The following is a 20,016-nucleotide window of genomic DNA, read 5'->3' on the forward strand; positions in this document are numbered from 1 at the left end:
GTCAGGTTATTTGACCGCCGCAGGCTTCACCACTTCGAGCTTCCAGATTTCATCGTTGTAGTTGCGCATGGTACGATCGGTAGAGAACTTACCACTGGTCGCTGTATTGAGGATGCTCATACGAACCCAGCGATCCTGATCTCGGTATGCAGCAGCAACACGCTCTTGTGCATCCACAAAGCCGCGAAAATCAGCCGCTGTTAACCAAGGGTCGTGGGGGCTGGTGATACTCTCAATGATGCCATCAAAGATACCGGATTCGAATTGACAGAAGTGGCCGCTTTGCAACAGGTTAATTACCGATGCAAAGTCGGCATCGTGATTGATATAATCCCACGGCTGGTAGCTGCCTCGCAGGGTTTCAACTTCTGAAGCGGTTAAACCAAACAGGAAGAAGTTGTCATCCCCCACCTCTTCACGAATTTCAATGTTAGCGCCATCCAAAGTACCGATGGTCACCGCACCGTTCATCATGAATTTCATGTTGCCGGTACCCGAGGCCTCTTTACCGGCGGTCGATATTTGCTCTGAAAGATCAGTTCCCGGGGCAATCACTTCCATTGCAGAAACACGATAATTCGGGAAGAAAACCACCTTGAGCAGGTCACCCACATCCGGGTCGTTATTCACCACTTCAGCCACATTTGCAACCAACTTGATAATCGACTTCGCCATGGCATAGCCGGGAGCTGCCTTGCCTCCAATCAAGACGCAACGCTTGGTCCAGTTTTGGGTATCACCCCGCTTAATACGACCATAAAGGTGGATAACGTGCAGGATATTCAGCAGTTGGCGTTTATATTCATGAATGCGCTTAACCTGTACGTCAAACATTGCCGAGGTATCGAAGGTGACGCCGCACTCCTCTTGTACTAGTTCGGCTAGGCGCTGTTTGTTAGCCAGTTTGACATCGGCCCACGCTTTGCGAAATTGCGTCTTGCTGGCGTAGGGTGTCAACTTACGCAACTGCTCAAGCTCAGTAATCCAGCCACGGCCGATCGTCTGGGTGATCAACCCATTCAGCCCCGGGTTGCACATCGCCAGCCAGCGGCGCTGGGTAACGCCGTTGGTTTTGTTATTAAACCGCTCCGGCCACATCTCGTGGAACTCTTTAAACAGCCCTTCAACCAATAGTTTTGAGTGTAGCTCGGCGACACCGTTGACCGAAAAGCTACCCACTATCGCCAGATTGGCCATGCGGACCATTTTGCATGGCCCCTCTTCAATAATCGACATGCGCTGCTGGCGAGCGGTATCACCTGGCCAACGCTGTGCAACCTGCTTCATAAAGCGTGCATTAATCTCATAGATGATCTCCAGCAGTCGTGGCAGCAGATAAGCAAACATCGGTACCGGCCAGCGCTCTAACGCTTCTGGCAACAACGTGTGATTGGTGTAGGCCATTACTTTGGTGACGATAACCCACGCGTCATCCCATGCCATTTGGTGCTCATCAATCAGCAGGCGCATCAACTCCGCAACAGCAATACTGGGGTGGGTATCATTTAACTGAAAGCAGTTCTTATCAACAAAGGTACTGAAATCATTCCCATGCAGGAGCACCCATCGGCGCAGCACATCTTTCAATGATGCAGAGGCGAGGAAATATTGCTGGCGCAGCCGCAGCTCTTTGCCATTTTCGCTGGCATCATTGGGGTAGAGCACCATGGTGATATGCTCGGCTTTGTTTTTGGAAGCAACCGCTTCGATATAATCACCGGCATTGAACTCGCTCAGGTTAAACTCATCGGTAGCGGTCGATTTCCATAGCCGCAGGCTATTCACCGTATCATTTTCAAAGCCGGGAATCGGCACATCATAAGGCACTGCTAATACGTCAAGGGAGTCAACCCAGCGAACCCGTGTAACACCCGCATAGTCAGTGTAGTGTTCGGTGCGCCCACCAAAGTGGATGCGCTGGGTAAACTCAGGGCGTTCCAGCTCCCACGGGTGGCCATCACGAAGCCAATGGTCTGGCTCTTCCAGCTGGTGTCCATTCTCAAGCTGCTGGCGAAACATACCGTACTCATAACGCAGGCCATAACCCAGCACAGGCAGTTGCAACGAAGCACAGCTATCAAGAAAACAGGCGGCCAAGCGGCCCAAGCCGCCGTTACCGAGACCGGCATCGGGTTCGCTATCAACAATCTGCTCTTGGTTGATACCGTAATCGTACAGCGCCTTGTGTACCGCCTCATCGATACCGAGGTTTAACATCGCATTACCCAGCGCTCGACCCATCAAAAACTCCAAAGAGAGATAACAGGTACGACGTGCATCCACTTTTTCGTAGGTTGCGCGGGTATTTTTCCAACGCTCCATCAGGCGGTCTCGAACGGTATACGCCAATGCCTCATAAAGATAGTGAGGGGTACAGTTATCAAGGTCACGCCCCAAGGTGCGACTAAAATAACGAATCAGATCATCGGATATCGCTTTATCATCCATCGCCAATGGCGGCAGTTTGATGAGTTTAGTGGTACACGATTCAGATTTAGCATTTGGTTTCGGCATGATATTTTCCGTTTATATCGATTTCAGCAATAGCATTATAGGGGAAGATTATCGCTTCACGGGAGTATAACTTGAGAAATTCTTAATCCACGGCTTAATATAGCCTCCTCAATTATTCCGGTTTGTGGTGGGCGGTTACAAGACGATCTAAATGGTTGGCAAAGTTTTGGCGGTCTTTCTGGTTCAATGCCGGAGGTCCACCGGTCTGAATACCGCTTGAGCGCATGGTATCCATAAAATCACGAATATTGAGCCGCTCTTTAATGTTCTTTTCGGTGAACAACTCCCCTCGTGGTGAGAGTGCCAACGCCTTTTTCTCTACCACTTCCGCCGCCAATGGGATATCACTGGTGATTACCAAATCCCCCGGTTGAACCAATCGCACAATTTCATCATCCGCCACATCGAAGCCACTACTTACTTGGCGAAATCCGACAAAAGGGCAGCGCGGTATCTGAATCGAATGGTTAGCCAATAGCATCACCTGAATCTTCGCCCGTTTAGCCACCCGAAACAGCACCTCTTTGACCACTTTGGGACACGCATCCGCATCTACCCATATCTGCACTTCGCAACCCTCCCCTTTATTGGTCGCTATTATGACACAGCCCACCGCCCTTTTTGCATGCTATGATGAACCATACATTAATATAAAAACGATCTGGAATTAAGATGAAGATAATAGCCAGCACACTTCTCATCAGCTCACTTCTCTTCCTTGTCAGTTGCGAAAAGAGTACCGAACCCGCCATAGAAAAGCCGATTGAGATGGCCATCACCTTTGATGACCTACCCGCCAGCTCCCTTGCCAGTATTGAAAAAATGGCCAGCGCTCTCAATCAGTACCAAGTGCCCGAGCCCTACGGCTTTGTAAATGGCAGCTACATCTACAAAAGAGGGGTCGATAGTGCGGCCAAACTGGCGATACTCGACTATTGGCTGCAACAGGGGTTTTTGCTCGGCAATCACAGCTTCAACCACGTCGCTATCAAGCAGCAAAAAAGCTTGGCGGAGGCCCAGAAAAACAGCCAGATGAATGAACAGGTTATGGCGCAACTTGAACGCTACAACAACCGCACCCCAAAAGATGACCGGGTCTATCGTTACACCTTTCTTGATGAGGGGTTTAATAGTGAAATCGGCACCGATTTTCGTAACTACCTGACCACAGCCGGTTACAAAATAGCCCATGTCTCTATCAATCCAGCTGACTGGGTATGGGCTGAAAAATATGAAGTGTGTCGACAAAAAAACGATACGGCAGCCATGAACAGCCTAAAAAGTGCATTTATCAGCTATACGCTTGAGGTACTCAAAAGCCGTCAAGAAGCCTCTCAAATGCTACTGCAACGTGAAATAAAACATATCCTGCTATTACACTTCAGCGAGTTCACCGCTGATGTGCTAGAGCCACTATTGGCAGCACTCTCACAAACGGGGGTTAAGTTTATCTCTCTTGACGAAGCCATGAGCGACCCTCTTTACCAACAGCATCAGCAGCAGACCCTACCCAAACAGAGTGACATTTTGAACAAACTGGCACTCATGCAGCGGCAATATACCTTCAGCACGCCGACTCAACCACAGCAACCGGAAAACTTTACCCAGCTCTGCCTCTGAAGCCAAAAGCAGCCTCCCTAAACCCCAGATGGAAGCCACCTTTAAAGGCCCCTACAGGGTATGGTTAGCCGTTTTCAGGTTGACTATAGACGAGCTAGATTGCACATGGTTTATAACAAATCCCGGGGCAAGCTGCACAATGAAGCGTTATAGACTGTCCAGTCGATCCAACTCTGCCTTTATCCGCAGGGAGTTGCTCTGCTCTGGGCGCAGTGTTGAGGCCAGCTCATACTGGTAGCGATCACCGGTAATAAAGTTCTTCACTTCACGCCGTACATAATGTTCTACGGCAGGGGAGTAATTCCAAGTATAACGCCGTAAAACACGCATACTCTCGCCCGAGTAATGGTCACAAACAATGCGGTAGCTGGCAAACTCACCCGCCAGCACGTGAATATTTTCCTGAGCAGGAACGCGGCAGCTCCATAGCTCTACACGGCGTGTTTCATGCTGCTTTTTATCATCACGAACGGTCGTCAATACACGAAAGCGGATCTGGTTACCCACGTGTAAAGGCCACAGCTCATTAACATCGCCATGCAGAGTCCGCTGGCCACTTTTACCCGCCAGTTGCCACTGTATAATAGGCAACACAATATTGCGCTGGCGAGTATAGTGGCGCCCTTTTCTGGACGAAAAGGTGATCAGGTCACCCTCTATTTTTTCGACATGCTCAACCCGCTTATTGGAAAAAATAAAGGTTTCACCCTCCTCATAATCGGGCAGTGGCGCCGGAATTCCATCCTTAGCCTGCGCCCCATTGACGACTAGGCAAGCGATAACAAAAATGGCAATTTGTACAAATATAGCTCTATTTTTCAACATTCAGGCTCTCCCCAAGTAGACCATAACCAAAGACCGGGTCACGCCCAGCCGCACCCACATCCACTGCTTGATGCTGTAGTTGCGCAAGTAAATACTGTTGACGTGCCACGCTCGGTTTATCTAGTCGACTCGCCAATAGTGCGCTGATTACCGGCGCCGCATAGGAAGTACCACTGAACACGCCGTAGCCACCTTGTTGATTGGCGGCTTTCACCTTCACACCTTGCGCCGAAAAATCCACATACTGGCCACGATTGGCACGCCGGTATACCTGTCGACTGGCATCCACTGCGGTCACCGCTATCACCCCTGAATAAGCGGCCGGGTAGAGTGGCGGTGCGGCAGGGCCATCATTACCTACCGCTGCAACCACCACATGCCCCCGCGCCAGCGTTTTACGCACGGCCACCTGTAGCAACACATTATGTGGCCCGGCCAAGCTCATGTTAATAACGGGGACTCGCTGTTCAACCAGCCAGTTAAGTGCTGAGGCCAAGCTGTCGGCACTGGCTTTAACACCTCCAGAAACACTCTTGGTAAACACTGCCGCATTATAGAGCGTGGCGTTCGGCAGCAACCCCTGCATAGCGTCCGACTCCCCCACCAGCACCGAAGCGATACTGGTGCCATGCGTCATAGGCAGCTCACCAGCACCGATGAATGACTGCTGGATAATATGGCTGTTGCGTAACGCCTCATGCTCCCTATCCACCGCTGTATCAATCAGCCCGATAACGGGGTTCTCCGCATTCAACTCTAACAGCGGCTCTGTAGCGGAAAGAGAACTGCTCTCTTCACTATCACGCATGGTTTCGTAAAGATGATTATATTCATACAGGGCATTCTGATCACTCTGCCGCAAGCGTTCAATCGCCTCGCGCACCGAAAGATCTTCCGGTGTTTCGATCACCGCAATACTGATACCCAGCGCACCGAGACTTTTTTTACGTAATACTGCGAAACCGAGTGCCTCTATCAACTCCAGAGAGGTATCATCAGCATCAATAGCGAGGATCTCTTCGGTACGAACAACAAAGCCATAATGATCGAACTCTTCATCCATTTCGTCGATCTCCTCATACTCCTCATCTATTGAAAACTCCTCATCTTCGACTTCATCATAATCATCGTCATCGTCATCGTCATCGTCATCGTCATCGTCATCGTCATCGTCATCGCCATCGCCATCGCCATCGCCATCGCCATCGCCATCGCCATCGCCATCATCTTCCTCGACCTCATCTGCATCGTCATCCACATCAAGCTCATCATCGTCTTCATCTGCAATGGCCTCAGAGACAAAGATCGACAACAGTGCCGTTGCCCGTGGCACTGTCTGCGTCACAGGCTCATTCAGTAGCAAAGTGCTGCCTGCTACACCGAGCAAAACGCCCATTATTGCGGTTAATTTTTTCATATTACTCTTCAAAACCATTCAAATTATCTGGTTGTGCTATTTATCTACCCACTCAATAAAGGTTGAAACAGCGCCATTCAAACCAGCTGTAAATTATGCAGAGCCTCCTTAAATAGATGAGACCTCTGCGCAAGTGGGGTATCAGGTATTAAAAGACACAAAATAGGATACCGGTATGATGTAAAATAGATTTATGGAATTTTTTAGCCGTGCCCACTAAAGACCGACTGATAACGCTTCCCCCCATCAAGCATAGACCTCATGTAAGCGACTTCACTTAAATTAAAGACCATATATATGTGCTACAACAACGAGCATCGCCCAATTTTATTCCCTTCAGAAAAATATTTTCACTCTTGTGGAATAAATCACGACCCAGGCCGTTATCCCAAGAATGAAGATGAATAGAGATGAATAGAGATGAGAGTGACCTCAGACACGAGATTGTCGCACTGATTCCACGATTGCGCCGTTTTGGTTTGACGCTAACCGGAAATTATCATGACAGTGATGACTTGGTGCAGAGCGCGATTGAACGCGCCCTGAAAAGCCTGAAGAGCTGGGAGCGAGGAACACGTTTGGATAGCTGGATGTTTCGAATCACACAAAACCTGTGGATCGACCAGTGCCGAGCCAACCAGCGCCGAGATACCAGCGCCTCAATCGATGAACTGCATGATTTAAGCGGTGAAGATGGCCGCAAAGTAACCGAGGATCAACTGATGGTGCGTAAAGCGGAGATAGCGATTAGTAAGTTGCCGGAAGAGCAGCGCAATATTGTGGCCCTGGTATTGGTTGACGGCCTCTCCTACCGCGAAGCATCACATATTCTGGAGGTTCCCATGGGCACCGTAATGAGTCGCCTGGCTCGTGCCCGTAAAACATTGGCAGGCCAACTACGGCCCGGAGGTGAATAATGCCTGTATCTGAACACAATAATATTGATGATAAAATGCTGATTGCTTTTCTGGATAATGAGCTCTCAAACGAGCAAATGACTTGGGTAGAACAAGCCATAAATGAGGATGGTGCACTGGCCGCTAGAGCAGAGAGCTTGGCACTAGCCGACGACCTGGCCTCACAAGCCTATCAACACGCTATGCATGAGCCAACACCTCAGCGCCTCATCGATGCGGTGTGGAAAAAGGGTGCCGAGCAGCCGCGCACTAACGTGGTAAATTTGGCCAGTCGTCGGCGCTTTTCAGGCTTGCTACCCCTAGCAACCGCCGCTTCATTAGCGCTGGTGGTGGGGGCGATACTCGGGCCACAACTTACCAGCGATGACATTGGCACCCATCAATTGGCCCAAACAGGCCAAAGCAACCCCAGCTCACAAAGCGCCTTATATATTGCCTTGGAGAAAACCCCCAGCCTACAACACTTCGAGGTTGAAAATGGCCATACCATTCTGCCAGTAATGAGCTTTCAGGCCGTTGATGGTCGCTATTGCCGCGAGTTTCAAGTCAATAAAGAGAGCAGTGTATCTGTAGGTGTTGCCTGCAAACAAGATGGCACCTGGAATACTGAAATTCTGCTCGCAGCTGACCACCACCCGGTAGATCATCAAAACTATCAACCCGCCTCAGGGTATAGCCAAATCACACTGGATGCAGTCCTTGATGATCTATGGAGCGGCATCGCCTTCGACCAAACCGAAGAGCAAGCCCTTATCCAGAAGGCGTGGCGTTAGTATGAGAATTAAGGCGAAAATCTGATTGCCGCCCTTGTAATATTCAAGTATAAATCCACTTTATAGCCTTTATATTAAATTTCTATTGGAAGGCGGGCGCACACTGGACGCTAGTCAGCTGAGTGTGTCGATAATTAATGGAGAGCCGCATGACATCCTTTAACATTAGGCCTGATGATGTGGGCATTCGAAATCTGCGAAATGAAAACCTCAAGCCTCACGCAACCAAAGCCACAACAGCCGTTGACCCTTACCCGGCAGTTAATCCGGTAAAAATAGGCTTTCAAGAGAGTGCACTGCGCGAAGATATCGCCCTGAAGGGGTATCCAGATAAAGAGAAACAACAAGCGCCAACAGCCGTTCAAGAGGAAAATAAACATCGTCACAATGACCGGCGACAGCAACAAGTACCGGTCATCCTCGACACGAGAAGTGGCCGTGAACGACGTCAATTAAGTAACAATACAGACGCGGTTAGCACTCACAATACAGATCAAGAAGGTCGTAAGACCGTGGGAATTGACCTGTATACCTAACCCGAGTGGGACAGGCTATCCGATTAATAAACCAGATTAAAGCCCCGCCTGCCTTGCTGAGACGGCTTGATCCCGCCCTTCGCTTTCATTTTCGACCACTTTTTCTGCCACTGACTCAGCCGGTATCTCTGCGTGTGACTTCTCTACCGTTTGTGGCAGTGCGGCCGCCGATTGCTGAGCTATATTCAACGGCTCTACTGCCTGAAGGGTTGTTTCGCAATCAGTTAACTGCTGTGCGCCTTGGGCAAGGTGGTGGTATACCTCACGGTAATTTTCATTCATTCGTTCAATCAGTTGTGCGGTTCCCTGAAAATGAGCGGTCACATTTTCACGATACTCTGCCAGCTCTTGTTCAGCTTTTTCCATGCGCTGCTCGTGCGCTTTTGTGGCCTGCCTCGATTTGGCACCACCAAAACGGCCGATGAAAAACCCTACAATCATTGCAATCACTCCAATAGCAATTTCCACCAACATAACTCCCTCCCGTTAACGCGTGGTAACATGTGAAATACTATTTTGAATAAAGCGGGCAATAAATAGCTGTGCTGCCTCATCCAGATGGTCGAATTCAACGCCATGGTGAAAAGTGGTCGCGACCCCCATTGCATCGGGGTATTGCTCACACACATGACGAACAACACAGGGTAGGGACAGGGTTTCACCCGCACCCCCTATGTCAGGCATTTCAATAACAAACTGATCCCCACAGCCACCTAGGCGGCTCGATGAGATAAAACGAGCGCCTTGCGTACTGATATCCGCCATTGTCACTGAGAGTGACTGCTCACCCTCACGAATACTCAGACGCATCACCGGCCCTTCAATGGGAATACGGCTCGCTCGCCGGGCAGATAACCCCTGAACGCCTTTGGGATACTCCAAGTGCAGATAGTGATACGGCTTATCGCACACAAAGGTTACCTGGCTGTAAAAAGCATAACTTTTGTCGTTTCCCAGGTAGCGAACCGCCAGTTTATCACCCTCTTTAAGCACCCGAATACTGCCATCACCATAGGCGGGGGTAACGATCAGGCTTTTATCTGTAACATAACCAATCAGCTCAACTAAATAACATGAGTCACCCTTCTCCGGCTCAATTTTAAGACTGGCACCCACCATCAGATTTAATGCGCGTGATCGCATAGTGTTTCCTTTTGTCCGTTCACTTTGACGATTAAGGACGCTATGAAAAAGTCATGATAAAATAGTGCCCACCATTAATTAATAATAAAACAGGCACCCCATGTTTCAACTTGACCCAAGACTTGATAACGATTGTACTGTCATTGGAAGTTTTAAGCTCAGTTTATTACTCCTGATGAATGATGCCAATTATCCTTGGTTTATCCTAGTGCCTCGAGAGGCTGATGCACGAGAAATATACCAACTCAGCGATCAACAGCAGCAGCAACTTACCTGTGAGTCTTGCCAACTATCCAAAGCATTGGCCGCTACTTTTAATAGCGATAAAATCAACATCGCATCCCTAGGCAATATCGTAGCGCAACTTCATATTCACCATGTTGTGCGTTACCGCAATGATCTATCTTGGCCTGCTCCGATTTGGGGGCGACATAAGACACTACCCTATACTGCGGAAGAGCAAAGAGTTGTTACTCAACAACTCACCCATGCGCTAGACAGCCACTTTGTGCCCACAGCCTGAGTATGAGCACTTCCTCCCACTTTTGGCTAACAACACCCCTTAAAGAGATGAACTCCACACAGTGGGAGCAGCTATGTGACGGTTGCGGCCTCTGCTGCCTTAATAAACTAGAAGATGAGGAGAGTGGTGAGGTCTACCTGACCCGCATTGCCTGTGATCTATTAGACAAGTGTAGTGCCCAATGCAGTGATTATGAAAATCGTTTTTCATTGGCCCCCGATTGCACCCAACTTACGCCGGAACTTGCTGAAACCGCAAGCTGGTTGCCCAGCACCTGCGCCTACAAACGATTGGCAGAGGGTATGTCACTTTTGGCATGGCATCCGCTCGTCAGTGGTGAGCATGATAGCGCTCAAAAGGCCAATATTTCAATTTGCGGCAAGGTGATTCATGAGTGTGAAGTGGGTGATCGGGAGTATGCTGAATTCATCCTCACAGAAGAGGAATTAAAGCTGCACAGAGCAGAGAGCCCCTGTTAATATAACGACAAGAGAATTTTGTTAGGAGAGAAGCATGAGCGCATATATTGAGTTAATCATTATTTTCGGCCTTTTAGGCCTAGTCTACTGGGCGATAGCGCGAAAAAAACCAGGGCGTAGCGAGGGCAACAAGCGCAAGCCTGACTAGGCCTGCGCAGGCAAAACCAAGCGCTAATCGGCTTGGGTCACCGGTGATTCACCTAAAAACTTTTCGCGATCTCGGTCATCTAATATGCCCGCTGTCGCTTTGTTCAATGATTCTGACTCCATAACGGTCAAAACAAGCACCAGTACCATTGTTGGCAAAATACCCAGCCCAATAACAATGGCATACGCCATCTCTTTAATCTCGATCGAGTTATGAACCAGCCATGCGAGACCGATGGCAATAGCCAGCAAAGCGTAGGTAATCATAAATAACTTAGTGCGCTTGATCACCATTCGCCAATGGCAGCGAATAAACTCACTCTCATGATTCACTTGGCTCATGCCACGAATAAAGGTGAAACCCACGATAATCAAAGAGACAATGGGAACAATCAGTGCTAACCAGGGAACGGTTGAGTTGCTCAATGCGATAACAGACATGAGAACGTGATTCCCTACCATATTAAACAAAAACAGTTGATGCGGTAGCTGTGCAGCCTTCAATTCCTGTCGACTATATTTTAATTCTGACATCATTCACCCCAGGCAGTTGAGTTGTTTATTTGGTTTCTGACTTTTCATGTTGTTTATTCATTGGCAACATTGGGTCGTCATCATCATCAAGAATCCGATGAGCAGGCCCTTCGAGGTCATCATACTGCCCCGCACGCGCAGCCCAGAAAAAAACGGCCACACTCACCAGCGCCAGCATTATCATCGCTGGCAGTAATGCATAGATAACATCCATAACTCTAGACCCTCAGTTGGACAAGTTAATGTGTGTATTTACAGCGCGCAAATCGACCCGTAGCGACAATCGCTCCAGAGCGAAATACTTCATTGATGGTTAGTTGAGATCTCTGCTAGCGACTATTTAAATTCGAATAACCACACACTATCCCATTGTGAGAGCGCAGACCACCTGATCAGGCACCCGAGTCAAGCTTAGCACGACGTTTTATCAACATGGCGTTACCAATCACCAGTAAAGAGCTTATCGGCATCGCAATAGAGGCAAACACCGGCGTTAAGCTCGCACTCACCGCTGTGGGTATCACGATAACATTATATCCAAGCGAAAGGTTGATGTTTTGCTTGATGGTTCTGATTGTCTGTTGCGCCAGGTCGAATGCAAACAATAGACGCATCAGCTGATTACTCATCAATACCATGTCAGCACACTCAAGTGATACATCGGTGCCCGACCCCATCGCAATGCCCACATCAGCACGGGCCAGTGCAGGGGCATCATTAACCCCATCACCAACCATCACGACAGATTTCCCCTGTTTTTGTAACTCATCGATGACATTATCTTTATCTTGAGGCAACACTTCAGCAATAACATCCAATGTTCCGCCAAGTTGCTTTGCCACCGCCGCAGCGGCGGCCCGACTATCACCCGTCAGAAGTGTTACGCCAATATTCCGCTCATTAAGCGCTCTGACCAGTGCCACTGCACCCTCACGTATCTGATCAAATACACTAATAATTCCGAGTACAACACCATCAACCACCACCACCACAGCCACACCCATTGATGCCTCTATTTCATCATAGGCTTGCCGTAAATCGTCAGGGAAGCTGATATTGATATATTCAAGCAGGCGGCGACTTCCCATCTGGATTACTTGCCCCGCCACTTCAGCGACCACACCACGGCCCGGCATACTGGTGAAGCTATCCAAGGAAGCGCCATGGGTCGAGATTCCCTGATCTTTGGCATGTTGGACGATCGCCCGTGCCACCAGGTGTTCAGAACGAGACTCAGCCAGCAACGCATAGTGCAGCAGTTGCTCACGATCAACCCCGGCAGCAGCGTTAAGGATGACATCACCGACCCCCATGCGCCCCTCAGTAATGGTGCCCGTTTTATCAAAAACAACATGGTTAGCCGTAGCCAGTGTTTCGAGCGCCGCGCCATTACGGACAAGCAGACCATTTTTTGCGCCATGGCCAACACTGACCGCAATACTCATCGGGGTTGCCAAGCCAAAAGCACAGGGGCAGGTAATAATAAGCACTGAAACAGCAGCTAACATCGCCACATCGAAGTCGGCCGCATATGACCAATAGAGAAATGTCCCCGCCGCCAGCAACAGCGTGGTAAGAACAAACCAGGGCACGACTCGATCCGTCATAGACTGTATGGGGGCCTTTGACCCTTGCGCCGCCTCTACAAGATGAATAATCTTTGAAAGTGCCGTTTGCTGCCCCAACGAGACCACCTCAACAACCAGTGTTCCCTGCCCGTTCACACTGCCAGCAACAATTTTTCCACCCATCATTTTCTTAACCGGCAGTGACTCACCTGTCAGCATAGACTCATTGACATCGCTATCACCCTCGATGACGATGCCATCAACAGGAATACGTTCACCCGGACGAATAATAACTTGATCACCAACAGTCAACTGCCGCACCGAAACCAGTTTCTCTTCACCCTTCACAACCAACGTTGCCGAACGAGGCTGCAACTCCATTAGACGACTGGTTGCCGAGGTTGCATTGCGGCGGGCCATTTTTTCCATGTACCGCCCCACAAGGATGATAAACAGAAAACTGACCACCGTTTCAAAGTAGACATCCATGTAACCGTTAATGGTTGCCCAGACTGAGTAGAGATAAGTAACCATTACGCCAATTGCAATAGGCAGATCCATTGTCATCTGGCGATAACGAAGGCCCGTCAATGCGCCTTTCAGGAAGGGCCAACCAGAATAGAGCAGCACGGGGGTTGCCAACAACAGACTGATCAGTTGCAGAAAATGACGATGCTCCAGGTCCATGCCCGATGCCGACATATCTGCCGCATATATCGAGATAGAGAGCCACATCATGTTCATAGCACCAAAACCCGCAAATGCCATGCGGTAGAGTAGCGCTCTGTTTTCTTTCTGCTGCTGACCCTCAAGTTTTTCCATGTCGAAGGGAATGGCAGAGTAGCCAATGGCCGCCAGTCGTTTTAAAATCGCGGAAAGCTTGAGATCAGTTTCATCCCAGCGCACACGCAAACGGTGGTGAGCGAGGTTAACTTCAGCCTCCAACACCCCACCCAGTGAGGCGAGTGCGCGCTCAATAAGCCAGACACAAGCCGCGCAGTGGATGCCTTCGACCAGCAGCATCGCCTCGCGGCGGGTGCCATTAGCTTTAACAAACTCTTGCTGAATATCTTCAAGATCATACTGGGCCAAATTGCCCAACAGGCCAGGGGGAGGGGCCCGCTCATTTTCTCGAACACGCTGATAGAAACCATCCAGACCGGAGTCATGAATGGTTTGGCAAACAAGCGCACAACCTGAGCAACAAAACCTTTTCAGCTGCCCACTAATTGTCTGCTGCTGCAACGCGTCCGGCTTGATCTCCAAACCACAGTGAAAACAGCTATCAACATCACTGCCCATGTCGATACCAATGACTAGTCTTGTACAAAGATGCGCTGAGCAAGGTCAAGAGCATCCTCCTCACTCTTCATGGCGGAAACGATCAAATCCCAGTGTCCGGGCAGCTTGAATTCAATTTCAACAGCATAATAACCGGGGCGTATCTCTTTCATTGGCATAGTAAAATCTTTACTGGCATCATTCACTCGGTAGGCGAATAACTCAACCGTAGCATCACTGATCGCCTCACCCTGCTTATCTTTCAGTATGAATTGATACTGCTGCAATTGATTAAGCTTCGGGGTGCTGGGCTCTCGTAGAACCATACGCCACTGCAAACGTTGTGCGACCTCATCACGCCTCACCTCTTCATGCAGATAAGCCTTACCTTTCGCATAAAACTCATCAATTACCAGACCCGTGTGGGTGTTCAGGCCAATGGTAATCATCGTAAAATTAACCACCAACATGGTGGTCACCAATATTGCCATGCCCCAAACCAAAGGGCTTTTCCATGCAGGAACGAGCTCTTTGGCACTCGCCTTATCTTCTCTTTCATTAACACTCATATCTTCAAACCTTTTCCTAGCGAGCGGGGCCGACAAAGAAGCTCTCATACTCTTCATTTATAGTCGGGTCATTTAGAGCTTCAACCTTAAAATAGACCGGCACATTCTCCCCCGGAATACCATTCTGCATTGCTCTAATACGAATGGTATAGGGGACAACCTTGGCAGACTGCAGCGTTAAAATATCGGGCAAACCAATAATATCAGCGCCCTCAACACCGTCTACCGTCACCTTCACATCAAGCGGCTCGGGCAATTTATTTAAAATCTTAATGGTATAGCTGTTTTGTATAGAGCCATCAGACATCTTCACAAAGAGCGGCTGACGCTCATGCACCACATGCATCTCCAGTGTGGGAATACTCGCCAAACCATAGATAATCGCTAATATTGAGCCCAGCGAAATAGCCAAATAGATGATGACCCGTGGTCGCTTCATCATTGGTGGTTGAATATGCCCCTGCATCTCATTGTCTGATGCGTAGCGAATCAACCCCTTTGGCTTGTCGATCTTCTCCATTACCTTGTCACAGGCATCGACACAGAGACCGCACATAATACACCCTTCTTGCAGTGCACTTTCACGTATATCAACGCCTGTCGGACAGACAGCCACACACTGATTGCAGTCGACACAATCACCTTTTTGTTCATTATCCACACCTTTTTTGAGCCTGCCTCGTGGCTCGCCTCGGGCAATATCATAGGATGGGATAATGGAGTCTCGATCAACCATAACAGACTGAATTCGAGCATAGGGACAGAGCCAAAAACAGACCTGCTCACGCATAAAACCCGCAAGAATAAAGGTGCCCAGAAAAAATGAAAGTAGCACAATCCAAGCGGCAATATGGGCATCAAATGTTACCAGATCTTCCAGCAGCTCATAAGAGTCCATAAAGTAAGCCGCAAAACTGATGCCTGTCATTAATGAAATCAGTGCCCATATCGTATATTTAATGCCACGCTTAGTGATTTTTTCACTATTCCAGGGTGCTTTATCCAGCTTGCGGCGTTGCAGTGGGGAACCTTCGATCTTCTCTTCAATCCAGACAAACCAATCAGTCCAAACCGTTTGAAAGCAGAAAAAGCCACAAAATATTCGACCGGCAATTGCGGTAATTCCAAACAGCATCATGGCTAGCAGAATAAGAACAAAGGTCAGCATCCAAATATCTTGGGGATAGATAGTGGTACCAAAGAAGTGAAACTGCCGTGCCGGGATATCAAGCAGAACAACTTGTTCGCCACCTATACGCAGGAAAGGCAGGACCAAGTAGCTCAACCAAAAAACCCAAACCAGATCCTTGTATTTACGAAATCGCCCCCCCATGCGCTTAGCATGGATCGTCTCTTCACCCACGTTAACAACGTGTTGCTCTTCGTAAATATCGCCAACATCCCCAGCGACTTTTTCCTCTTTATGCTGCTCTGCCATTCGCTGATTCACCCCGTCAAGGCTATTACACAATGAGCCAATACTATACTCGGTCAGGGTAAGTTTATACAGTAATATGCGGCAACCACATAATAAATAATTTCGCCACTAACGCGGCATGAATAGCCCAAAAAAACAGAAGGCTGGTGAATAAAGCGGAGAGGTGAGGTGATTATCAATCACTACAGATAAAAAAAGGGGCATAACAAAAAACAAAGGGGCTAAAAGCCCCTTTGTCAACTCAACTACTACAACTTGGTCTTATTTATCTTCGGGTGGATCCTGGTTAATCAAGGCAATGCCTTTGATGACCATAACGACCAAGATGACAGCAGATCCAGCTACAGAGAGTATCGATAATATTGCTACTGCATCCATTTCTATCTCCTTATTTCGTGTAGATGAGAGGGGAGGCCCCTCTCAACAAGAGATTACTCAGTCTGGCCACCACCTAGAGACCAAACCCTTACTGTCAGAAGCTTAATGTCGTTCGCTGACAACACTTCGCTAAATCCAGGCATTACACCACTCCGTGTACCTTCAACACCATCTTGGTTTACACCAAACTTAATAGTATGAAGGACTTCATCACGGCCGCCGCCAAAGCGCCAGATGCTATCGGTCAGGTTAGGTGCGCCCACCCATTTATTTCCTGTGGCATCTTCAGCATGACAACCAGAGCAGCCTGCATTGTTATAGGCATCCCAACCTGCTTGCGTTGCCTTGCCAGATGAAACATTGAGTACGAAGTCAGCAAGCTGACCCAACTCGGCCTCATCAAGCTGCCCCTGAAATGCAGACATAAAACCAAGGCGACCACCTGCGATCGTATCGGTTATATCTTGCAGGGTACCGCCATACAGCCAGTCATCATCATTCAACACAGGGAACATGTCGTCAACACCCTGGCCGTTTGAGCCGTGACATGATGCACACCGATCACCGAACAACGCCTTGGTATAGGAGTCTGCGAAGTTCTTCATCTCTTGATCACCAAGGATCTCTTCAGCGCTCATCTTCTCAAGCTTTGCGATGTAAGGTGCGCGGATAGCGTCATTTTTAGCAACGGCATCCTTGTACTCTTGCAACGCAGACCACCCCATAGCACCCTTGGTGTAGTCATTCACTAGAGGAATGGATGGATAGATAATGATGTACGCCACCATCCATACAAAGCTCATAACAAATGCAATATTCCACCAGCGTGGCGGTGGGTTAGTCAACTCACGAATACCATCCCACTCGTGGCCGGTATCAGGAATTTTGTTTTGATTATTTTCTGCCATGGTTATTCTCCCCATCGGTCAAATCATCTTTAAGGACAAAATCTCTGTATGATTCCAGTTTCTCTTTATTGCCCGGTGAAAACACATAGACATAGAGAACGAACATAAGGGTCGCTAAGATCACAACTACCAGCAGGCCAAACCAGTCAATAAAGGTCAACGCCGCCCAGTCTGTTGATAGATGCTCCCTTAGCGAATCAATCATTTACGATAGTCCTTACCTTCCTGGAAATTCACCATAGTCCCAAGAACTTGCAGATAAGCGATTAACGCCTCCACCTCTGTCTTACCCTTCACTGCATCTGCGGCTCCCGCCTCATCTGCTGCTGTGTAAGGTACGCCAACCATTCTTAGAGCAGCCAACTTCTTAGCTGTCGTCGTATGATCAACAAGAGCATCGGCTAACCATGCGTAGTTGGGCATAACAGTATCGGGGACAACGCACTTCGCACACATAAAGTGCTGGAAATGCCACTCATCTGAATATTTTCCACCAACGCGGGCCAAGTCAGGACCTGTTCGTTTTGAACCCCACTGGAACGGATGATCATACTTGGATTCAGCTGCAATCGAGTAGTGACCATAACGCTCTTTCTCGTCACGGAATGGACGAATCATCTGTGAGTGGCAGGTGTAACACCCTTCACGAATGTAGACATCTCGACCTTCCAGCTCAAGCGCTGTATAGGGGCGAATATTATCCTCTTCCTCCGTCAAGCCTGCATCCATTGTCTGCGGGAGATAGAACAGTGGAACAATCTCCACAATACCCGCGACAGTAAGACCCAGTGCCAGTGTTGCCACCAGTAGCCATACATTAGTTTCTGTCTTTTCCTGGAAAGACATTTTTTCATTATTAGAAGCCATTATCTTTCTCCTCCTTACGCCTTAGCGGTAGCCATGCTGGGTTGCTTATCCGCATTACGAATCGTCATTACGATGTTGTAAAGCATGATTACGGCACCAAGCAGGAAGATTATTCCACCGATGGCACGCATTGCATAGAACGGATGCATTGCAGCAACAGACTCTACAAAGGTATAAGTCAAGTTACCGTAATCATCTGTAGCACGCCACATCAGACCTTGCATGATACCCGACACCCACATCGCACAGACGTAGATAACAGCACCGATTGTTGCAAGCCAGAAGTGCGCACCCATCATCGCTTTAGAATAAATCTTGGTATTCCACATTCGCTCGACCATATGATAGATCGCACCGATAGAAACCATCGCCACCCAACCAAGTGCACCTGAGTGTACATGGCCAACTGTCCAATCAGTATAGTGTGACAGCGCATTAACTGTCTTAACCGACATAACAGGACCCTCAAAGGTAGACATTGCGTAGAATGCCAAAGAGATGATCAGGAAGCGCAAGATGTAATCATCGCGAAGCTTGTGCCATGCACCTGAAAGAGTCAGAAGACCATTCAGAGCACCACCCCAAGATGGGATAATCATTGCGATAGAGACTGCCGCACCTAAGGAACCAGTCCAATCAGGAAGTGCAGTATAGTGCAGATGGTGAGCACCCAACCAAGCATAACCAAACATCAGCGCCCAGAAGTGAAGAACTGACAAACGATATGAGAAGATAGGTAGGTTCGCCTGCTTAGGAATGAAGTAATACATAATCCCCAAGAAGCCCGCCGTCAGGAAGTAACCTACTGCGTTGTGACCATACCACCACTGAATCATTGCATCCTGAACACCAGGAAACATTGAGTAAGATTTAGTAAAATCAACAGGAATTGCCAGCGAGTTACCTACATGTAGATAGGTAATCATGATCATCATGCCCAGGAAGAACCAGTTCGCAACATAGATATGCGAAGTTTTACGGATCGCCAAGGTCATAATAAAGTTGAACATATAGGATAACCACACCACCGCAATGAGGATGTCAATCCACCACTCCAGCTCTGCGTACTCTTTACCACTGGTCATACCAAGCGGTAATGTTATTACTGCCAACACCATTATCAGGTTCCAGCCCCAGAAGGTGAACCATGCCATTTTATCGCTCCACAGGCGTACATGACATGTACGTTGTGCAACATAAAATGATGTCGCCATCAGTGTACAACCACCAAAAGCAAAAATAACGACGTTAGTGTGAAGCGGACGTAAACGTCCAAATGTAATATAAGGATTATCGAAATTCAGAATAGGCCAAGCCAGTTCTGATGCGATGTAAACACCAATTAGCGCGCCGACTACTAGGTAGACGACTGCACAGATGGTGAATGCCCGCACGACATCAAAATTGTATGTCTTATCATCGGTTGTTATTGCAGACACGAAGCCTCCCTCCATACTTTGTTAGAAAATTCCGCTTCATCACTTCAAAATAGTGCCATGAATTGATTCGCGACCTTTTTTTATCACCCCCAAACCCAGAGTGCCCTCTGAGCCCCAACACTTTCAACTGATAGCTAAAT

At 48.5% G+C, this 20,016-nt stretch carries 21 protein-coding genes; 6 read left to right on the forward strand and 15 right to left on the reverse strand.

Going from position 1 to position 20,016, the window contains the following annotated elements; translation table 11 throughout:
- Positions 1–6: 6 nt before the first annotated feature.
- Both L3J94_00265 and L3J94_00270 read right to left on the reverse strand, forming a co-directional pair.
- Positions 7–2,514 (reverse strand): glycogen/starch/alpha-glucan phosphorylase, encoded by a 2,508-nt coding sequence (locus L3J94_00265; GenBank protein MCF6217187.1) that lies wholly within the window; start codon positions 2,512–2,514, stop codon positions 7–9.
- A gap of 112 nt (positions 2,515–2,626) precedes the next feature.
- Complete coding sequence (locus L3J94_00270; protein MCF6217188.1) at positions 2,627–3,082, reverse strand: YaiI/YqxD family protein; 456 nt, start codon at positions 3,080–3,082, stop codon at positions 2,627–2,629.
- A gap of 104 nt (positions 3,083–3,186) precedes the next feature.
- Here L3J94_00270 and L3J94_00275 point away from each other — a divergent pair, with 104 nt between their 5' ends.
- Entirely contained in the window at positions 3,187–4,134 is a 948-nt protein-coding gene (locus L3J94_00275) for a polysaccharide deacetylase family protein (protein ID MCF6217189.1), read from the forward strand.
- A gap of 147 nt (positions 4,135–4,281) precedes the next feature.
- On the opposite strand, the gene L3J94_00280 is transcribed toward L3J94_00275, so the two are convergent.
- Together L3J94_00280 and L3J94_00285 are read right to left on the reverse strand one after the other, a co-directional pair.
- The gene (locus L3J94_00280; GenBank protein MCF6217190.1) at positions 4,282–4,959 is read right to left on the reverse strand and encodes a hypothetical protein; all 678 of its coding nucleotides are present in this window, start codon (positions 4,957–4,959) and stop codon (positions 4,282–4,284) included.
- Positions 4,946–6,376: a S8 family serine peptidase gene (locus L3J94_00285; protein ID MCF6217191.1), complete on the reverse strand. Its 1,431-nt coding sequence runs from the start codon at positions 6,374–6,376 to the stop codon at positions 4,946–4,948. Before L3J94_00285 ends, L3J94_00280 begins: the two co-directional genes overlap by 14 nt.
- Positions 6,377–6,786: 410 nt before the next feature.
- Between L3J94_00285 and L3J94_00290 the strand changes: the two genes are divergently transcribed.
- The 3 genes from L3J94_00290 to L3J94_00300 all read left to right on the forward strand — a co-directional run bounded on the left by L3J94_00290 (position 6,787) and on the right by L3J94_00300 (position 8,602).
- Entirely contained in the window at positions 6,787–7,293 is a 507-nt protein-coding gene (locus L3J94_00290; protein ID MCF6217192.1) for an RNA polymerase sigma factor, read from the forward strand.
- Positions 7,293–8,066 (forward strand): hypothetical protein, encoded by a 774-nt coding sequence (locus L3J94_00295; GenBank protein ID MCF6217193.1) that lies wholly within the window; start codon positions 7,293–7,295, stop codon positions 8,064–8,066. Before L3J94_00290 ends, L3J94_00295 begins: the two co-directional genes overlap by 1 nt.
- Positions 8,067–8,215: 149 nt before the next feature.
- Complete coding sequence (locus L3J94_00300; GenBank protein ID MCF6217194.1) at positions 8,216–8,602, forward strand: hypothetical protein; 387 nt, start codon at positions 8,216–8,218, stop codon at positions 8,600–8,602.
- A 36-nt stretch (positions 8,603–8,638) separates the two neighbouring features.
- Here the strand turns inward: L3J94_00300 and L3J94_00305 are convergent, their stop codons facing one another.
- Both L3J94_00305 and L3J94_00310 read right to left on the reverse strand, forming a co-directional pair.
- Positions 8,639–9,076: a YhcB family protein gene (locus L3J94_00305; protein MCF6217195.1), complete on the reverse strand. Its 438-nt coding sequence runs from the start codon at positions 9,074–9,076 to the stop codon at positions 8,639–8,641.
- Positions 9,077–9,088: 12 nt separating this feature from the next.
- Positions 9,089–9,745: a flagellar brake protein gene (locus L3J94_00310; GenBank protein ID MCF6217196.1), complete on the reverse strand. Its 657-nt coding sequence runs from the start codon at positions 9,743–9,745 to the stop codon at positions 9,089–9,091.
- Between the two features lie 100 nt (positions 9,746–9,845).
- Here L3J94_00310 and L3J94_00315 point away from each other — a divergent pair, with 100 nt between their 5' ends.
- Entirely contained in the window at positions 9,846–10,268 is a 423-nt protein-coding gene (locus L3J94_00315) for an HIT domain-containing protein (protein MCF6217197.1), read from the forward strand.
- A gap of 2 nt (positions 10,269–10,270) precedes the next feature.
- Entirely contained in the window at positions 10,271–10,747 is a 477-nt protein-coding gene (locus tag L3J94_00320; GenBank protein MCF6217198.1) for a YcgN family cysteine cluster protein, read from the forward strand.
- A 171-nt stretch (positions 10,748–10,918) separates the two neighbouring features.
- Here the strand turns inward: L3J94_00320 and L3J94_00325 are convergent, their stop codons facing one another.
- The 9 genes from L3J94_00325 to ccoN form a co-directional block, all read right to left on the reverse strand.
- Positions 10,919–11,335 (reverse strand): hypothetical protein, encoded by a 417-nt coding sequence (locus L3J94_00325; GenBank protein MCF6217199.1) that lies wholly within the window; start codon positions 11,333–11,335, stop codon positions 10,919–10,921.
- 118 nt (positions 11,336–11,453) lie between these two features.
- Positions 11,454–11,642: a cbb3-type cytochrome oxidase assembly protein CcoS gene (ccoS, locus tag L3J94_00330; protein MCF6217200.1), complete on the reverse strand. Its 189-nt coding sequence runs from the start codon at positions 11,640–11,642 to the stop codon at positions 11,454–11,456.
- A gap of 178 nt (positions 11,643–11,820) precedes the next feature.
- Entirely contained in the window at positions 11,821–14,298 is a 2,478-nt protein-coding gene (locus L3J94_00335; protein MCF6217201.1) for a heavy metal translocating P-type ATPase, read from the reverse strand.
- Positions 14,299–14,312: 14 nt separating this feature from the next.
- Entirely contained in the window at positions 14,313–14,846 is a 534-nt protein-coding gene (locus L3J94_00340; protein ID MCF6217202.1) for a FixH family protein, read from the reverse strand.
- A gap of 16 nt (positions 14,847–14,862) precedes the next feature.
- Positions 14,863–16,284, reverse strand: a complete 1,422-nt coding sequence (gene ccoG, locus L3J94_00345) for a cytochrome c oxidase accessory protein CcoG (GenBank protein MCF6217203.1) — start codon at positions 16,282–16,284, stop codon at positions 14,863–14,865.
- Positions 16,285–16,715: 431 nt separating this feature from the next.
- Complete coding sequence (gene ccoP / locus L3J94_00350; GenBank protein ID MCF6217204.1) at positions 16,716–17,570, reverse strand: cytochrome-c oxidase, cbb3-type subunit III; 855 nt, start codon at positions 17,568–17,570, stop codon at positions 16,716–16,718.
- On the reverse strand, positions 17,557–17,775 hold the full coding sequence (locus tag L3J94_00355; GenBank protein ID MCF6217205.1) for a cbb3-type cytochrome c oxidase subunit 3: 219 nt from the start codon (positions 17,773–17,775) through the stop codon (positions 17,557–17,559). The genes ccoP and L3J94_00355 overlap by 14 nt, the downstream gene beginning before the upstream one ends.
- Entirely contained in the window at positions 17,772–18,437 is a 666-nt protein-coding gene (ccoO, locus tag L3J94_00360) for a cytochrome-c oxidase, cbb3-type subunit II (GenBank protein MCF6217206.1), read from the reverse strand. The genes L3J94_00355 and ccoO overlap by 4 nt, the downstream gene beginning before the upstream one ends.
- A 14-nt stretch (positions 18,438–18,451) precedes the next feature.
- Complete coding sequence (gene ccoN / locus L3J94_00365; GenBank protein ID MCF6217207.1) at positions 18,452–19,876, reverse strand: cytochrome-c oxidase, cbb3-type subunit I; 1,425 nt, start codon at positions 19,874–19,876, stop codon at positions 18,452–18,454.
- Positions 19,877–20,016: the final 140 nt, after the last annotated feature.

It is taken from the genome of Gammaproteobacteria bacterium (assembly GCA_021647245.1).
Taxonomy (GTDB): domain Bacteria; phylum Pseudomonadota; class Gammaproteobacteria; order RBG-16-57-12; family RBG-16-57-12; genus JAFLJP01.

Bases quoted from the DNA above. Each gene is read 5' to 3' on its own strand.
- L3J94_00265 (MCF6217187.1), bottom strand. From the start codon at position 2,514: ATGCCGAAACCAAATGCTAAATCTGAATCGTGTACCACTAAACTCATC.
- L3J94_00275 (MCF6217189.1), top strand. From the start codon at position 3,187: ATGAAGATAATAGCCAGCACACTTCTCATCAGCTCACTTCTCTTCCTT.
- L3J94_00280 (MCF6217190.1), bottom strand. From the start codon at position 4,959: ATGTTGAAAAATAGAGCTATATTTGTACAAATTGCCATTTTTGTTATC.
- L3J94_00285 (MCF6217191.1), bottom strand. From the start codon at position 6,376: ATGAAAAAATTAACCGCAATAATGGGCGTTTTGCTCGGTGTAGCAGGC.
- L3J94_00290 (MCF6217192.1), top strand. From the start codon at position 6,787: ATGAATAGAGATGAGAGTGACCTCAGACACGAGATTGTCGCACTGATT.
- L3J94_00295 (MCF6217193.1), top strand. From the start codon at position 7,293: ATGCCTGTATCTGAACACAATAATATTGATGATAAAATGCTGATTGCT.
- L3J94_00300 (MCF6217194.1), top strand. From the start codon at position 8,216: ATGACATCCTTTAACATTAGGCCTGATGATGTGGGCATTCGAAATCTG.
- L3J94_00305 (MCF6217195.1), bottom strand. From the start codon at position 9,076: ATGTTGGTGGAAATTGCTATTGGAGTGATTGCAATGATTGTAGGGTTT.
- L3J94_00310 (MCF6217196.1), bottom strand. From the start codon at position 9,745: ATGCGATCACGCGCATTAAATCTGATGGTGGGTGCCAGTCTTAAAATT.
- L3J94_00315 (MCF6217197.1), top strand. From the start codon at position 9,846: ATGTTTCAACTTGACCCAAGACTTGATAACGATTGTACTGTCATTGGA.
- L3J94_00320 (MCF6217198.1), top strand. From the start codon at position 10,271: ATGAGCACTTCCTCCCACTTTTGGCTAACAACACCCCTTAAAGAGATG.
- L3J94_00325 (MCF6217199.1), bottom strand. From the start codon at position 11,335: ATGTCTGTTATCGCATTGAGCAACTCAACCGTTCCCTGGTTAGCACTG.
- ccoS (MCF6217200.1), bottom strand. From the start codon at position 11,642: ATGGATGTTATCTATGCATTACTGCCAGCGATGATAATGCTGGCGCTG.
- L3J94_00335 (MCF6217201.1), bottom strand. From the start codon at position 14,298: ATGGGCAGTGATGTTGATAGCTGTTTTCACTGTGGTTTGGAGATCAAG.
- L3J94_00340 (MCF6217202.1), bottom strand. From the start codon at position 14,846: ATGAGTGTTAATGAAAGAGAAGATAAGGCGAGTGCCAAAGAGCTCGTT.
- ccoG (MCF6217203.1), bottom strand. From the start codon at position 16,284: ATGGCAGAGCAGCATAAAGAGGAAAAAGTCGCTGGGGATGTTGGCGAT.
- ccoP (MCF6217204.1), bottom strand. From the start codon at position 17,570: ATGGCAGAAAATAATCAAAACAAAATTCCTGATACCGGCCACGAGTGG.
- L3J94_00355 (MCF6217205.1), bottom strand. From the start codon at position 17,775: ATGATTGATTCGCTAAGGGAGCATCTATCAACAGACTGGGCGGCGTTG.
- ccoO (MCF6217206.1), bottom strand. From the start codon at position 18,437: ATGGCTTCTAATAATGAAAAAATGTCTTTCCAGGAAAAGACAGAAACT.